General features: G+C 67.1%; 19 protein-coding genes. 15 read left to right on the top strand and 4 right to left on the bottom strand.

Annotation, left to right across the window (positions count from 1 at the left end):
• Positions 1 to 6: 6 nt before the first annotated feature.
• Entirely contained in the window at positions 7 to 672 is a 666-nt protein-coding gene (locus tag ABUA28_RS13555; RefSeq protein ID WP_349904791.1) for a response regulator transcription factor, read from the bottom strand.
• Positions 669 to 1,823 carry a sensor histidine kinase gene (locus tag ABUA28_RS13550; RefSeq protein ID WP_349904790.1) on the bottom strand — a complete coding sequence of 385 codons (1,155 nt, stop codon included), beginning with the start codon at positions 1,821 to 1,823 and terminating at the stop codon, positions 669 to 671. The genes ABUA28_RS13555 and ABUA28_RS13550 overlap by 4 nt, the downstream gene beginning before the upstream one ends.
• A gap of 188 nt (positions 1,824 to 2,011) precedes the next feature.
• Between ABUA28_RS13550 and ABUA28_RS13545 the strand changes: the two genes are divergently transcribed.
• The 7 genes from ABUA28_RS13545 to trmD all read left to right on the top strand — a co-directional run bounded on the left by ABUA28_RS13545 (position 2,012) and on the right by trmD (position 6,938).
• On the top strand, positions 2,012 to 2,701 hold the full coding sequence (locus ABUA28_RS13545; RefSeq protein WP_349904789.1) for a hypothetical protein: 690 nt from the start codon (positions 2,012 to 2,014) through the stop codon (positions 2,699 to 2,701).
• A gap of 127 nt (positions 2,702 to 2,828) precedes the next feature.
• Positions 2,829 to 3,632 (top strand): LLM class F420-dependent oxidoreductase, encoded by an 804-nt coding sequence (locus ABUA28_RS13540; RefSeq protein WP_349904788.1) that lies wholly within the window; start codon positions 2,829 to 2,831, stop codon positions 3,630 to 3,632.
• A gap of 46 nt (positions 3,633 to 3,678) precedes the next feature.
• Positions 3,679 to 4,587, top strand: a complete 909-nt coding sequence (locus ABUA28_RS13535; RefSeq protein WP_349904786.1) for a DMT family transporter — start codon at positions 3,679 to 3,681, stop codon at positions 4,585 to 4,587.
• A 144-nt stretch (positions 4,588 to 4,731) separates the two neighbouring features.
• Positions 4,732 to 5,259 (top strand): 30S ribosomal protein S16, encoded by a 528-nt coding sequence (gene rpsP, locus ABUA28_RS13530; RefSeq protein ID WP_349904785.1) that lies wholly within the window; start codon positions 4,732 to 4,734, stop codon positions 5,257 to 5,259.
• A gap of 3 nt (positions 5,260 to 5,262) precedes the next feature.
• On the top strand, positions 5,263 to 5,499 hold the full coding sequence (locus ABUA28_RS13525) for an RNA-binding protein (RefSeq protein WP_349904784.1): 237 nt from the start codon (positions 5,263 to 5,265) through the stop codon (positions 5,497 to 5,499).
• Complete coding sequence (gene rimM / locus ABUA28_RS13520) at positions 5,456 to 6,100, top strand: ribosome maturation factor RimM (protein WP_349904783.1); 645 nt, start codon at positions 5,456 to 5,458, stop codon at positions 6,098 to 6,100. The genes ABUA28_RS13525 and rimM overlap by 44 nt, the downstream gene beginning before the upstream one ends.
• A 127-nt stretch (positions 6,101 to 6,227) precedes the next feature.
• Complete coding sequence (gene trmD / locus ABUA28_RS13515; RefSeq protein WP_349904782.1) at positions 6,228 to 6,938, top strand: tRNA (guanosine(37)-N1)-methyltransferase TrmD; 711 nt, start codon at positions 6,228 to 6,230, stop codon at positions 6,936 to 6,938.
• 4 nt (positions 6,939 to 6,942) lie between these two features.
• Here trmD and map read toward each other — a convergent pair whose 3' ends face one another.
• Positions 6,943 to 7,710, bottom strand: coding sequence for a type I methionyl aminopeptidase (gene map / locus ABUA28_RS13510; RefSeq protein ID WP_349904781.1), 768 nt, complete (start codon positions 7,708 to 7,710; stop codon positions 6,943 to 6,945).
• A gap of 53 nt (positions 7,711 to 7,763) precedes the next feature.
• Between map and ABUA28_RS13505 the strand changes: the two genes are divergently transcribed.
• The 5 genes from ABUA28_RS13505 to ABUA28_RS13485 all read left to right on the top strand — a co-directional run bounded on the left by ABUA28_RS13505 (position 7,764) and on the right by ABUA28_RS13485 (position 10,652).
• Positions 7,764 to 8,264: a hypothetical protein gene (locus tag ABUA28_RS13505; RefSeq protein WP_349904780.1), complete on the top strand. Its 501-nt coding sequence runs from the start codon at positions 7,764 to 7,766 to the stop codon at positions 8,262 to 8,264.
• Between the two features lie 173 nt (positions 8,265 to 8,437).
• Entirely contained in the window at positions 8,438 to 8,788 is a 351-nt protein-coding gene (gene rplS, locus ABUA28_RS13500; protein WP_349904778.1) for a 50S ribosomal protein L19, read from the top strand.
• A gap of 75 nt (positions 8,789 to 8,863) precedes the next feature.
• Positions 8,864 to 9,613 carry a signal peptidase I gene (lepB, locus tag ABUA28_RS13495; protein ID WP_349904777.1) on the top strand — a complete coding sequence of 250 codons (750 nt, stop codon included), beginning with the start codon at positions 8,864 to 8,866 and terminating at the stop codon, positions 9,611 to 9,613.
• An 18-nt stretch (positions 9,614 to 9,631) separates the two neighbouring features.
• Positions 9,632 to 10,273, top strand: coding sequence for a ribonuclease HII (locus ABUA28_RS13490; RefSeq protein ID WP_349904776.1), 642 nt, complete (start codon positions 9,632 to 9,634; stop codon positions 10,271 to 10,273).
• Between the two features lie 55 nt (positions 10,274 to 10,328).
• Positions 10,329 to 10,652 (top strand): DUF2469 family protein, encoded by a 324-nt coding sequence (locus ABUA28_RS13485; protein ID WP_349904775.1) that lies wholly within the window; start codon positions 10,329 to 10,331, stop codon positions 10,650 to 10,652.
• Between the two features lie 101 nt (positions 10,653 to 10,753).
• On the opposite strand, the gene ABUA28_RS13480 is transcribed toward ABUA28_RS13485, so the two are convergent.
• The gene (locus ABUA28_RS13480; protein ID WP_349904774.1) at positions 10,754 to 11,503 is read right to left on the bottom strand and encodes an SDR family oxidoreductase; all 750 of its coding nucleotides are present in this window, start codon (positions 11,501 to 11,503) and stop codon (positions 10,754 to 10,756) included.
• Between the two features lie 148 nt (positions 11,504 to 11,651).
• Between ABUA28_RS13480 and ABUA28_RS13475 the strand changes: the two genes are divergently transcribed.
• From ABUA28_RS13475 to dprA, 3 genes are read left to right on the top strand one after another with little or no spacing between them, the layout of a single operon-like run.
• Positions 11,652 to 12,008 (top strand): YraN family protein, encoded by a 357-nt coding sequence (locus ABUA28_RS13475; protein WP_349904773.1) that lies wholly within the window; start codon positions 11,652 to 11,654, stop codon positions 12,006 to 12,008.
• Positions 12,008 to 13,540, top strand: coding sequence for a YifB family Mg chelatase-like AAA ATPase (locus ABUA28_RS13470; protein ID WP_349904772.1), 1,533 nt, complete (start codon positions 12,008 to 12,010; stop codon positions 13,538 to 13,540). The genes ABUA28_RS13475 and ABUA28_RS13470 overlap by 1 nt, the downstream gene beginning before the upstream one ends.
• Entirely contained in the window at positions 13,537 to 14,784 is a 1,248-nt protein-coding gene (dprA, locus tag ABUA28_RS13465; RefSeq protein WP_349904770.1) for a DNA-processing protein DprA, read from the top strand. Before ABUA28_RS13470 ends, dprA begins: the two co-directional genes overlap by 4 nt.
• The last annotated feature ends 6 nt before the right edge of the window (positions 14,785 to 14,790 follow it).

Genomic DNA, 14,790 nt, shown 5'->3' with positions numbered 1-14,790 from the left:
GGGGCGTTAGGCGCTCGGTTCGCCAGGGCGGATGAAACCGCTCTCGTAGGCGAGGATGACCGCCTGCATGCGGTCGCGCACGCCCAGTTTCGCGAGCAGCCTGGCGACGTGGGTCTTCACCGTCGCCTCGCCCAGGATCATGCGGCTCGCGATCTCCGCGTTCGACAGGCCCCGCACGAGCAGGGCCAGCACCTCGCGCTCGCGAGAACTGAGCTCGCGCATCACCTCCGGCACGCCATCGGAGGGCGAGGGCATGCGAACGAACTGCTCGATCAGCCGCTTCGTGACAGAGGGCGCGAGCAGGGCCTCGCCGCGCGCGACCACGCGTACGGCGGAGACCAGTTGCTCGCGAGGCGCGTCCTTCAGCAGGAATCCACTGGCCCCGGCGCGCATCGCGTCGTAGACGTACTCGTCGAGATCGAAGGTCGTGAGCATGAGCACGCGGCTCGCGGAGCCGGCCTCGTTCAGACGCCTGGTGGCCTCGATGCCGTCGAGCACGGGCATCCGCACGTCCATGAGCACGACGTTCGGCTGGGTCTCGGCGACGAGCCGCAGGCACTCCTGGCCGTCCGAGGCCTCGCCCACCACGGTCATGTCGTCTTCGAGGTCGAGGATGAGTTTGAAGCCCGTGCGAACGAGTTGCTGGTCGTCGACGAGGAGAACCGTGGTCATCGCGCACCGCCATTGAGCGGGAGTTCGGCGCGGACCTGCCAGCCGCCCTCCGGCGTCGGTCCGGACCGCAGCGTGCCTCCGACCAGCTCGACCCGCTCGCGGATGCCGAGCAGCCCGACGCCCGCGCTCGCGATCTTCGGTCGTGAGGTGCCCGGTGCGTTCGTCACCTCGAGCTCCAGCCGGTCGGATGCGCGGCGCACGATCACGCGCGCGGCCACGGCTCCCGCGTGCTTCGCCACGTTCGTGAGCGCCTCCTGCACGATGCGATAGCTCGCGAGATCGATGACCGGCGGAATGTTCTCCGCTCCCGGTTCGATGGTCGCGTCCACCGTGAGCCCCGCGCGCTCCGCGCTCGCGAGAAGCTCGTCGATAGCGGCGAGGCCGGGCGTCGGTCGCAGCGTGCTGTCGGCATCCGTATCGTCGTCTTCGCTGCGCAGCAGCTGCAGCATGTCTCGGATCTCGTGCAGTGAGCCTCGCGCACTCGCGTGGATTGCGCGCAGCGGCTCGTGCGCGAGCGCCGGGTCGCGGGCCAGCGCGGCATCTGCGGCATCGGCCTGCACCGAGATGACGCTCAGGCTGTGCGCCACCACGTCGTGCAGTTCCCTCGCGATGCGCAGTCGCTCCTCCGCCACCGCGATCCTGGCGAGGTCGTGTTGACGCTGCTCTGCGTGGTTCACGCGCCCCCGCCACAGCCGACTAGCCCGACCGAGCAACCAGGTTCCACCGAACAGCACGACGATGAACAGGTAATCGACGCCATTGTCGACCCTCTCCTCGAGCATCGAGGTACCCACCATGACGAGTCCGTAGATCGCGGCCCGGCCCTCGGGGTAGTGCGCGGCGACCGAGTACACGACAATGATCGAGACGACGAGCGCCCACAGCGAGCCCGGCACCTGCGAGGTGAAGGACTGCACGAGCTCAGCGGCAACGAGCAGGATCACACTCAGCGCGGGCCATCGCACGCGCCAGACGAGGGCACAGGTCGAGACGATCGCCACAGGCAGGGTGATGTAAACCGGGCCCTCGTACGGGTTTCCCGTGAGCACACTCGCCACCGCGATCGCGCACAGCACCCCGGCGAGCAGCAGGTCTCCGGTGGCGAATCCGCCGACCGGGCGACGCAGCCAGGGGGCCAGGCGACCGAACATTCGCCCACTCTATTGCTCGCTGCGGCACGGTGGAATCGGCAATTCGGGGGAGAGCGCTCCGCACCACGGCGGATGCGGCATCCGCCAGTTTCGCTCGCGTGCCACGGTTTTTCGTCCTCGGGAGGGAGGCGCGGTCGAGGCGCCAGGCCGCAGGCTCGTACAAACATTCCTCGAGAAGGGACCAACCCATGAACACGGAACAGAAAACGGAACGTCGGGCAGAGCCTGTGGCAGCACAGGGCGACCTGTCTCCCGCCGAGCGAAGCTGGCGACTCATCGGCGCGGTCGGCATGATCGTCGGCATGCTCAGCCTCGTCGTCACGACGATCGTGCAGTGGACGCTGCAGCCCACGAGCCCCTCGGACACCATCGTCGACATGGTGAACGCGCACCAGGGGATGTGGATGGTCACGAGCGTGCTCTCGGTGCTCGGCCCCCTGCTCTGGGTCGCGGGCATCGGTGCGGTCACGAGCCTCGTGCGCGATCGCGGCTGGGTGCTCGCGACCGTGGGTGGCTCGATCACGGCCCTCGGACTCATCACCGGCGTCGGACACCTCGCGCTGTTCTTCGGTGTCTCGAGCGACCTCGCCGCGAGCGGCATCTCGACGAAGGCGGTCCAGGCCGTCCAGGGCGCGGACGACGGCGGGCTGCTCGGCACCCTGCTGCTGATCCTGTTCCTGGCCGGATTCTCCCTCGGACCGATCCTGCTCACTATCGGGCTGCGTCGTGCGCGGCTCGTGGCGGTGTGGGTGCCGGTCGCGGCAATCGTGATGGTCGTCGCGAACTTCGTCGGGGGCATCCCGGCCGGCGCAGTGCAGCTCGTCGCGATGCTGCTCGCCTTCGTGCCGCTCACGATCCTGCTGTTGCGTCGTCGCTGAGCAGCCCTCGCGATCCACCCGCGAGATGCCAGTTGTGGGGGTCTACGGCACCGAATGACCCCCACAACTGGCATCTCGCCGCGTGAGACGAAGGTGGGCGCGACCTGTAGCGGCTTAGGCTTGACAGATGACCCAACGCCCCATCCGCATCGGCGTGCAGATCGCGCCGCAGCACGCCAGTTACGAGAAGATCCGAGACACCGCCGCGGAGGCGGAAGAGCTCGGCGTCGACATCATCTTCAATTGGGACCACTTCTTCCCGCTCTCCGGTGACCCGGATGGCCTGCACTTCGAGTCGTGGACGATGCTCGCGGCCCTCGCCGAGCAGACCAGCAGGGTCGAGCTCGGGGCCCTCGTCAACTGCAACAGCTATCGCAACGCGAACCTGCAGGCCGACATGGCCCGCACGGTCGACCACATCAGCGCAAAGGGCACGGGGGTCGGGCGCTTCATCTTCGGCACAGGCTCCGGCTGGTTCGAGCACGACTACGACGAATACGGCTACGAGTTCGGCACAGCGGGCAAGCGCCTCGACGCGCTCGCGGAGAACCTCCCCGTCATCGAGGCGCGCTGGGGCAGGCTCAACCCGCCTCCCACCCGCAAGATTCCGGTACTGATCGGTGGAGGCGGAGAGAAGAAGACGCTGCGCATCGTGGCGAAGCACGCCGACATCTGGCACAGTTTCAGCGACCCGGAGGTGCTCGAGCGCAAGCTCGGCATCCTCGCGGCACACGGGGCGGATGTCGGCCGCGACACGAGCGAAATCGAGATCTCCACCGAGATCCGCAACCGCACCCCCGAGCAGGTGAACGAGATGGTGGCTCTCGGCGCGACCCTCTTCACCGTCGGAATCAGCGGGCCGAGCTACAGCCTGAGCGGCCTCAAGGACTGGCTCGCCTGGCGCGACGAGAAGAACGCGGCGCGAGGTTGACTCTGCGGATCGAGGCTGCGTCGGTGGCTCCGACTAGCCTGAGCCGATGACCACCGCTCCCGCGCGCCCCGCCGCGCGCCTGTCCACCGGCGTTCTCGTCGCCATCGTCGTCACGGTTCTGGCCTGGGCCAGCGCCTTCCTTGTCATTCGCGGTGTTGCGCCACACTTCTCCGGTGGTGCGCTCGCGCTCGGCAGGCTCCTGGTCGGTGCCGTTCTGCTGTCGGTTCTCGTGATCGGGCGCCGCTGGGTGCGACCCACCCGCGGCGAATGGGCGCTCCTCCTTGTCTTCGGCATCGCGTGGTTCGGCGCGTACAACGTGGCACTCAATACGGCGGAGCAGACCCTGGACGCGGGAACCTCGGCCATGATCGTCAACATCGGCCCGATCCTCATCGCGCTCGGTGCGGGCATCTTCCTGGGCGAGGGCATTCCGCGTTGGCTTGTCATCGGTGCGAGTGTCGCCTTCGCCGGGGTCGTGCTGATCGGCTTCGGCATGGGCGCATCCGGCTTCTCGGATATCGCGGGGATGCTGTGGGCACTGCTCGCCGCCGTCACGTACGCGATCGGAGTGCTCTGCCAGAAACAGACACTGCGCCGGGTTCCCGCCGCCCAGGTCACCTGGATGGGCTGCGTCATCGGCGTGATCGCCTGTGTCCCGTTCGCCTGGCAGCTCGTTCCAGAACTCGCGGAGGCCCCGGCCACCTCGATCCTCGGCATGGTCTATCTCGGCGCGGTGCCGACCGCTCTCGCCTTCAGCACCTGGGCCTACGCACTCTCGAGGATGCCCGCGGGCCAGCTCGGCGTCACCACCTACGTCGTGCCCGCGATCGTCATCGTCTTCGGCTTCGTGTTCTTCGGTGAGGCCCCTGGCGTGCTCGCTATCGTGGGCGGTGTGCTCGCGCTGATCGGGGTCGCACTGAGCCGCCACCGCCCTGAGGTACGCACTCCCCGCTGATCTCTGGCAGAATAGGCAGTCGAGTCCGCGTTATCCGACCCTCTAATCAGACGACGCCGGTCTCCCTTTAGACCTTTCTGCCGAGTGTGCCCCCACGCTCACGGCTGTCAGTTCGCTCTCATATTCAGAAATCGCAGGAGAATTGTGGCTGTAAAAATCCGTTTGAAGCGCATGGGCAAGATCCGTGCACCGTACTACCGCATCGTCGTTGCTGACTCGCGCACCAAGCGCGATGGTCGCGTCATCGAGGAGATCGGCAAGTACCACCCCACCGAGGAGCCCTCGTTCATCGAGGTCAAGTCCGACCGCGCACTGTACTGGCTCGGCGTCGGCGCCCAGCCCAGCCCGCAGGTCGAGGCGATCCTCAAGCTGACCGGTGACTGGGGCACGTTCAAGGGTGAGAAGAACCCGAAGAACACCGTGAAGGTCAAGGAAGCCAAGGTCGAGTTCGTCGCGGACGAGAAGAAGAAGGCCGTGCTGAAGCCGAAGGCCGAGGCGCCAGCGCCCAAGGCCGAGGAGAAGCCGGCGGCTGACGAGGATGCTGCGGCAGCCACCGGTGACGACCAGGCCGCCGATGCCGTGGTCGAGGCACCCGCCGCCGAAGAAGCACCCGGTACAGAAGCCGCCGCAACCGAAGAGGCGCCGGCCGACGCCGACGCCGACAAGGCGTAATCCGTGCTCGCAGCCGCTCTTGAGCACCTCGTCAAGGGGATCGTCGATCACCCCGACGAGGTGGAGGTCGTGTCAAAGAATTCCCCGCGTGGTGAGGTTCTTGAGGTGCGCGTGCACCCCGAGGACCTTGGCCGCGTGATCGGTCGCGCCGGGCGCACCGCGAAGGCGCTTCGTACGCTCGTGTCTGCCCTGGCTGATGGCCACAAGGTACGTGTCGACGTGGTGGACACCGATTTCTAGAGAAGCTGTTCCGAACAAGACCCAGTTGAGGGTCGGTCGTCTCACCAAGGCCCATGGCCTCAAGGGAGCGATCAAGATCGAGTTATACACGGATGACCCGGCACGACGTTTCGTGCCGGGCGCCGTGTTCACGCTTCAGGTGCCCACCAGTTCGCCCTGGCACGGCAAGACGCTTGAGCTTGCCGAGCTCAAGTGGTTCAACTCCCACGCCGTCGCGTTCTTCAAGGATGTGCCCGACCGCACGACGGCGGAGACGCTGATCAAGGCGATCCTGTGGGTGGACCAGGACCTCGCGGAGTCACCGGAGGAAGAAGACGCCTGGTTCGACCACCAGCTCGTCGGCCTCGCGGTGATGCGGGATGGTGTCAAGGTCGGCGTGGTCAGCCTCGTCGACCACCTGCCTGCGCAGGACCTCCTGCACGTGACGACGGATGCCGGCGACGTGCTGGTGCCGTTCGTCAAGGCGATCGTTCCAACGGTCGACGTCGAGGCGGGCACGCTCACGGTCACCCCGCCCGCCGGTCTCTTCGAGGAACTGCCGGACGATGACGATGACGATGCTCGGGGCGCCGTCACCGAGTCATCCGCCGCCGACACCTAGTGGTGGCGGGAGACACCCGCTCACGGAGGGAGAAATGAATCCCGCCGCGAGCATCCTTCTCCCACCATATCGAACCGTTCTCCCTCCGCCAGGCGAGCATTCCCGCCGCGACAGCTAGTGTCATAGGGTGCGCATCGACATCGTGACGATCTTTCCGGAGTTCTTCTCCGTGCTCGATGTCTCGCTGCTCGGCAAGGCCCGCAAGGCCGGGGTGATCGATCTCGGCCTGCACGACCTTCGCGACTTCACCTACGACCGCCACCGCACCGTCGACGACACCCCGTACGGCGGGGGAGCGGGCATGGTCATGAAGCCCGAACCGTGGGGCGAGGCCCTCGACAGCATCCTGTACGCCTCGGAACTGCGCAAGACGGAGCCGGTGATCATCTTTCCGTCGCCCGCCGGTGAGGTCTTCACCCAGGCGATCGCGCAGGAGCTCGCGACCGAGCAACACCTCGTGTTCGGCTGCGGCCGCTACGAGGGCATCGACCAGCGCGTGATCGACTATGCGGCCACGCGAGGCCGGGTGCGCCTGCTGAGCCTCGGCGACTACGTGCTGAACGGTGGCGAGGTCGCCTCCATGGTGATGATCGAAGCCATCGGCAGGCTCATCCCCGGTGTTGTCGGCAATCCGGAGAGCCTCGTCGAGGAGTCCCACTCGGATGGCCTGCTCGAGTACCCGAGCTACACGAAGCCGCCGGCCTGGCGTGGCTTCGAGGTTCCGCCGATCCTGTTAGGCGGTAACCATGGCGCGATCGCGGCCTGGCGTCACGAGCAACAGCTCGATCGGACGAGGCGCGTCCGTCCCGATCTGCTGGACCAGGGCCCGGTGGAATAGGGCGCTACACCCGCGCCGTGAGCACGATCGGGCCCTCGTCCGTCACCGCGATGGTGTGCTCGGCGTGTGCGGCCCGTGAGCCGTCGAGACTGCGCAGGGTCCAGCCATCCGGGTCGGTGAAGATGCGGTCGGTTCCCTGCATGAACCAGGGCTCGATCGCGAACACGAGGCCCTCGCGCAGGGGGAGTCCTCGCCCGCCCCGCCCGTCGTTGGCGATGTGCGGATCACCGTGCATCTGTCGCCCCACCCCGTGACCGCCGAAGTCGGTGTTCACCGAGTAGCCGGCGTCGTGGGCAACGGTGCCGATCACGGCCGAGATGTCGCCGATGCGGTTGCCGACGGTCGCTGCGGCGATCCCGGCCGCGAGAGCTCGCTCCGTGGTCTCGATGAGGCGCAGGTCTTCGTCGCGCGGGGAACCGACGATGAAGCTGATCGCGGAGTCGGCGACCCATCCGCCCACGGAGGCGGCGAAGTCCAGGCTCACCAGGTCGCCATCCTGCAGCGGATAGTCGTGCGGCAGCCCGTGCAGGGCGGCGTCGTTGACCGAGGTGCACAGCACCTTGCCGAACGGCATCGCTCCAAACGACGGGTGATAGTCGATGTAGCAGCTCTCTGCGCCGTACTCGCGGATGAGGTCGTGGGCGACGGAGTCGAGCTTGAGCAGATTGACCCCCACCCGGGAGAACGCGCGCAGTTCCTTGAGAACACCGGCGACAAACAGTCCTGCAACCTTCATCTGTTCGATTTCGGCTGGCGTTCTGAGCTCGATCATGTGTCTCCTGACGCGATTCGGGGTGGTTCCAGACAAGAGTTTAGAATGAGGCAATGTCTTTTCGTCGTGTCGTGTACTACATCCAATTTGCGGGTCTGGTGCTCGCTCCGGCGTGGGTCTTCGCCGGGCGGGGACTCTTCGGTGTGTATCTCGGCTGGCATTTCAAGTTCCAGTGCATCTTCTGCCCCACCGCTTTCCTCGTGCTGCTCGCCACGCTGTTGCTGACCCTGGCCCGCAATGAGGTTCGGGAGAGCAGGGCGGTGTCGACTCGGGATGCCGTGATCCTGACGAGCGCATACGCGTTCGGTATCGCCTACGGTTTCTTCATGATCGACGCCCCGATCGCCGGAGATCGCGGCTCTTCCGTGTTCACCGTGCTGTTCGGGCTCGACTTGAACGTCGTGTCGTACACGATCTCGAATACCGTCGGCCCGATCGCGGCCGTGCTTGCGCTGACCGCGCTGTGGAGCGCACTGCGGCAGCTGCCCCAGGAGACGAGGGAGCGCATCCGCGAGCGCATCTCGGGGCTTGTGCGCCCGCTGCACCAGCGCTGAGCGTGTCCTGACCGGGCTCGAGTGGCGGCAGCCCGTCGGAGTATGACAGAATTAGCCCTTGTGCCACCGCACGACTCTGCCACAGGGGAGTCGTCACTCAGGTAGGCGTCTCTTCCCCCTTCTAAAAGTTTAGATCGCGATCGACCTGTGGCGGTTGCAGAGAGCGAACCATCATGCACATTCTCGACGCCGTGGACGCGGCTTCACTCCGCTCCGACATCCCGGACTTCCGTGCCGGCGACAATGTCAAGGTTCACGTGAACATCATCGAAGGCACGCGCTCGCGCATCCAGGTCTTCCAGGGTGTCGTCATCGGCCGCTCCGGCGAGGGCGTGCGCGAGACGTTCACCGTTCGCAAGGTGAGCTTCCAGGTGGGCGTCGAGCGTACCTTCCCTGTGCACTCTCCCGTCATCGACCACATCGAGGTCGTCACCCGCGGTGACGTGCGCCGCGCCAAGCTCTATTACCTGCGCGACCTGCGTGGCAAGAAGGCCAAGATCAAGGAAAAGCGCGAAACGAACTGACCCTCGGCTTTCCACGCGAGTCTGACTTTTCCTGAGCTCCCCACCACCTAAAATGATGGGGAGCTCAGGGGTTTAATGACAGAAACAGAACCATCCGCACACGCTGCTGCCGTAGAAAAAGAGCGGCGTCGACGATCGCGTGGCGTCAAATTGTTCATTCGCGACATCGTGCTGGTTCTGGTGGCGGCAATCGTCATCTCGGTGGGCATCAAGGCCTTCCTGATCCGCTCCTTCTACATTCCCTCCGGTTCGATGAAGGACACACTGCAGGTCAACGACCGAATCATCGTCAACGAGCTCGTGCCGAACCTGGTGCCCGTGCAGCACGGTGATGTGGTCGTGTTCAAGGATCCGGGCGGATGGCTCGACCCGCAGCCGCTGGCCCCCAAGCAGAACGGTTTCGCTGCTGCGATCGACTGGATGCTCTCCGTCGTGGGCCTGAGCGCCCCGGACAGCAATGACCACCTCGTCAAGCGCGTGATCGGCCTGCCGGGCGACACGGTCGCGTGCTGCAACAGTCTCGGCCAGATGACTGTCAACGGCGTTCCGCTCGACGAGCCCTATCTCAAGCTCGACAACGGGGTCAAACGGGCCTCGGGCATCGACTTCAAGGTCGTCGTCCCCAAGAACTCACTCTGGGTCATGGGGGACAACCGGTACGACTCCAAGGACTCGCGCTACAACACCTCTACCCCCAGCAAGGGTTTCGTGCCGATGGACGATGTGGTCGGCCGTGCGTTCGTCATCAGCTGGCCGTCGAATCACTGGGCCTGGCTCGACGACTACCCCGATGTGTTCGACGGCGTGGAACACGGTGGCAAGTAGCGTGATGGGCGCGATCGGGTGTCGGTAGCAGACCCAACCTTCGAGGTCGAGGCGTCGCTGCACGCTGCGGGATCGCGCTTCGTCATCGGCTGCGACGAGGTGGGTCGTGGCGCGATCGCCGGGCCCGTTGCAGTGGGAATGTGCGTGGTCGACACCGCGGTCGGGGCGTTCCCCGTGGGCCTGCGCGACTCGAAGATGCTGAGCGAGAAGCGCCGCGAGGCACTCGCACCGCTTAGTCGGGACTGGGCCGTGTTCTCCGCGGTTGGGCTGGCGTCCCCGGCCGAGGTCGACGAGCTGGGCATCTCGGCGGCGCTCGGGCTTGCGGGCAAGCGGGCGCTCGGCATCCTGCACGAGGCGGGCGCGAGCATCCTCGACAGTGTCGTACTGCTCGACGGCCACTTCGACTGGCTGAATCCCGCGCTTGCCTCGCCCGTGAGGGTGTCGACCCGCATCAAGGCCGATCGCGACTGCGCGTCGGTTGCTGCGGCATCCGTTGTCGCCAAGGTGCATCGCGATCACCTCATGATCGAGGCGGATGCGGTGACGCCGGGCTACGGCTGGGCGGGCAACAAGGGCTATGGCAGCGCCGGTCATTTCGCGGCCATCGCCGCACTCGGCGCGACCGACTTCCACCGTCGCAGCTGGCTCAAGTCGCCCTGAGCCTGTGCGCCCGGCCGCGTCTCGCGCAGCGCGCTCGCGCTAGGATTGAACGGCAATGGACGAAGACGAGTTCGAAGACTACGACCGCGAGGTCGAGCTTGCGCTGTACCGCGAGTACCGGGATGTCGTGTCCCAGTTTCGCTACGTGGTCGAGACCGAACGCCGCTTCTACCTGGCCAACGAGGTCGAGCTCGTGCGGCAGGACACGGAGCACGACTTCTACTTCGAACTCACCATGAACGATGTCTGGGTGTGGGACGTCTACCGCTCCGATCGCTTCGTGAAGTCGGTGCGCGTGCTCACCTTCAAAGACGTCAACGTCGAGGAGCTCTCCTCGAAGGAACTCGAACTGCCCAAGGAACTCGCGCTCGACGAGTAGCGCCGCCCGCGGCCGTACGGTGCGCCGTGTCGTTGTCGATGCGGCAGTCATAGCGGTTGCATCGATGACAAGCTCTAGCATCATCGTCTGCAGACATGCTGTCAGACGGAGAAGCCGCCGTCGCTCTTCAGGAGCTGGCCGCTGATCCAGCCGCCCTTGTCCGACAGCAGGAATGCGACGAGGTTGGCCGTGTCCTGCGGCGTGCCGAGCGCCCCGGTGGGCTGCAATGCCGTGAGCCTCTCGCGCACCTCATCCGTCATCCACCCGGTGTCGACCGGGCCGGGGTTGATGAGGTTCGAGGTGATGCCGAGGTGGGCGAGCTCGCGCGCCGCGGCGATGACGATCCGGTCGAGCGCGCCCTTGCTCGCGCCGTAGGGCAGGTTGTCCACGACGTGATCGCTCGTGAGCGCGACGATGCGCCCACCCGAGGCAGGCACCTGGCGCGCGAACTCCGCGATCAGCTGCCAGCTCGCCCGCACGTTCACGGCGAAGTGGCGGTCGAAGCTCTCGAGCGTGGTGTTCAGTATGCCGGAGTCGACGCTCTCGGCGTGGGACAGCGCGAGCGCGGAGACGGGGCCGAGCTCGTCCGCGACGTCTTTGACCAGTCGGGCCGCGGTCGCCGGCTCCGAGAGGTCGGCCGGGATCGCGAGCGCTCGGATGCCGATGGCAGTCAGGTCGTCGACCAGCGATCGGGGGTCGTCGGGCTGCTCGCCCCACGGCATCCGCTGGTCGTACGGCGTCCAGTAGGTGAACGCGACATCCCAGCCCGCGCCTGCGAGTTCGAGCGCGATCGTCGCACCGATCCCCCGCCTGCGCCCGACACCGGTGATGAGCGCGGTCTTCTGTGACATGGATGCCCCTCTCGACAGTCTGAGGATAGGGCACTGTTTCTGCACGACTCCTCCTGCACAGCGCCGGGTGATCGGCCGTTCTCCAGAGATTTTCGCTCACCGCCCCGGCGGCCTGCCCGCTTCGCCATTCTCGTAGCCGGAGGTGGCCATGGCCGCGAAGGATGAGCTGGGCAGGCGGGGCGAGGATCTCGCCGCCGCGTACCTGCAGAACGAGGGTTACACGATCCTCGACCGCAATTGGCGGTGTGCGCAGGGGGAGATCGACATCGTCGCCTTCGACGGGGTCGAGACGGCCTTCGTCGAGGTCAAGACGCGCTCCGGGCTCGCGTTCGGGCATCCGCTCGAGGCGATCACCGTGCAGAAGCTCGCGCGGCTGCGCAGGCTCGCCGCGGCCTGGTGTGAGGAGCATCCGGGCAACCACGATCGCATCCGCATCGACGCGCTCGCCGTGATCATCTCCCGCGGAGCGGCGCCGCAGCTCGAACACCTGAAGCGGGTGTTCTGATGCCGGTTGGCCGCACAAGAGCCGTCGCCCTGCTCGGACTCGACGGCGCACTCGTCGAGGTGGAGGCGGATCTCTCCGCCAACCTGCCTGCCTTCGTCATCATCGGTCTGCCCGACACCGCGCTCGGTGAAGCGCGGGATCGGGTGCGGTCCGCGGCGACGAATTCCGGATGCGCGCTGCCGAGCCGCAAGCTCACCGTGAATCTGTCGCCCGCGGCCCTGCCCAAGCACGGCTCCGGTTTCGACCTGGCCATTGCGATGGCCGCGCTCGCGGCTGCGGACATGGTCGGGGCGGAGTCCGTGGAGCGTGTCGTGCACCTCGGCGAGCTCGGACTGGACGGTCGCCTGCGCCCGATCAACGGCATCCTTCCCGCCGTCCTCGCGGCATCTCGTGCCGGCGCGCACACCGTCATGGTGCCGAGCGGCAACGCGGATGAAGCGAGTCTCGTTCCCGGCATTCGCATCGTCGGCATGCCGTCGCTTCGTGACGCGGCCATCTGGCACGGTGGAGAGTTCGAGCTGCACCCCGTGGACCCCATTCCCGGCCCGGCGCTCGTCGAACAGCACGACGACGAACCAGACCTTGCAGACGTCGTCGGCAACGAGGATGCCGTCCAGGCCATGCTCGTCGCGGCCGCCGGCGGCCACCATGTCTTCCTGCTCGGTCCTCCCGGCGCGGGCAAGACCATGCTCGCCGCGCGCCTGCCCGGCCTGCTCCCCGAGCTGGATGCCGAAGCGGCCCTCGAGGTCAGCTCCATCAGGTCTTTGGCCGGGCTCCCCGTCGGCGCCAGCCTGTCCACCCGCCCGCCGCTCGAGGCACCACACCACACCGCGACCGCCGCCGCTCTCGTCGGTGGCGGCAGCGGTGTCATCCGGCCGGGCGCCGCCGCGCGGGCATCGCACGGCGTGCTCTTCCTCGACGAGGCGCCCGAATTCTCCTCCGCGGTGCTCGACGCGCTGCGCCAACCGCTCGAATCCGGAGTCATCAGCATTCACCGCGCGAAGGCGGTTGCGCACTTTCCCGGGCGGTTCCAGCTCGTCATGGCTGCCAATCCGTGCCCCTGCGGGCAGTACGGCGCCCGCGATTCGGAATGTGTCTGCCCGCCGAACGCGAGGCGGCGCTATCTCGGCCGCATCTCAGGGCCCTTGCTGGATCGCATCGACATCCAGTTGCGCGTCACACGGATCACCGCAGCGCAGCTTCGAGTCTCCGACGATTCTGCGCGGCAGAGCACGGCACAGGCGCGCAGCAGGGTGATCGAGGCGAGAGGAGCGGCGGCAGAACGACTGGAGGGAACCCCGTGGCGACTCAACTCGCAGGTTCCCGGGCCGTGGTTGCGTGGCGCGGCGAGGCGGCTCGCCCCCGCAAGCTCCGCATCCATCGACCGCGCGCTCGAACGCGGCGGCCTCACCATGCGTGGCTACGACCGAGTGTTGCGGTTGAGCTGGACCATCGCCGATTTGGAGGGCGCACCCTCCCCGAATGCCGACCATGTCGGTCGCGCGCTGTATCTGAGAAGGGCAATGTCATGACAATCTTCGGACTGAAAGAGGCGGTGGTCGCGCCACTCCTGCGAGCGATCGTCGACGAGGAGCTTCCCACCGCCGAACTTCCGGATCGCTTTGCGCGAGCGAGCTGGACAGGCATAGCGGAGCCGGGCGATCGGATCGCGGGCATCATCGTCGCCGCCCTCGGTGCGGCGGATGCGCTGACCACGGTCGTCGAGCGCTGGCCGATCGACCGCGTGTCAGCCGCGCTCGCTGCCGCTGGCGCGGAAGCCCCGGACGGGGAGGAACTGGCGAAGGCGTTGGAGCGCTGGATGCCCAGGCTCACGTCCAGTGCGGCGGTCGTCGCACTCAAGCAGGCCGCGCGCTACTCCGTGCGACTCATCGTCCCTGGCGATCCTGTGTGGCCCGCAGGGCTTGCCGATCTCGGTGACCATGCGCCGGTCGCCCTGTGGTTGCGTGGTAACGGGTCCACCCTCGCCACCGTACACCGCTCGATCGCCCTGGTCGGGGCGAGGGCGGCCACCGGCTACGGGGAGCACGTCGCGATGGAGGCCTCGGCCGGCCTCGTCGACCGCGGCTACACGATCGTCTCGGGGGCCGCCTACGGAATCGACGGAATGGCCCATCGGGCCGCGCTGGCCAGTTCCGGCCAGACCATCGCCTTCCTGGCGGGCGGCGTCGATCGTTTCTATCCGAGCGGGCACGAGGCGCTGCTCACACGAATCGTGGAGGAGGGCGCGGTCGTCTCCGAGTTGCCCTGCGGCCAGCCGCCCACCAAATGGAGATTTCTCCAACGAAACAGGCTCATTGCGGCGGCGAGCCGAGCGACTGTCGTGCTCGAGGCAGGGTGGCGGTCGGGTTCGCTCAACACCGCGGGCCATGCCGCCGCCCTCGGCAGGCCGCTCGGTGCGGTGCCGGGGCCCGTCACCTCCGCGGCATCGGCCGGATGCCACCGGCTGATCCGCGACTTCGATGCCCGCTGCGTGACGAACCCCGACGAGATGGCCGAGCTCGCACCGCTGGATGACGAGACCCTCGCCAGTCGGGACGAGCAATCGGGCACGGAGGGCGCACAGCGGAGCGCGGACGGTGGGGACCGGCGGCAGACACGGGTGCTCGACGCCCTCGCGCCGAGGGCCGCGCGATCGGCGGAGGAGGTGGCGCGACGTTCCGGCCTCTCCGTGACCGAGGTGCAGGGCGTACTCGGTGGTCTGGAACTCGACGGCATCGCGGTCGAGCTCGGGGGAGGTTGGGTGTCGAAGCGATGAGGGCCG

Source organism: Parafrigoribacterium humi, from assembly GCF_040227205.1.
Taxonomy (GTDB): Bacteria; Actinomycetota; Actinomycetes; order Actinomycetales; family Microbacteriaceae; genus Parafrigoribacterium_A; species Parafrigoribacterium_A humi.
This window is presented reverse-complemented; position numbering and strand designations above follow the sequence as displayed.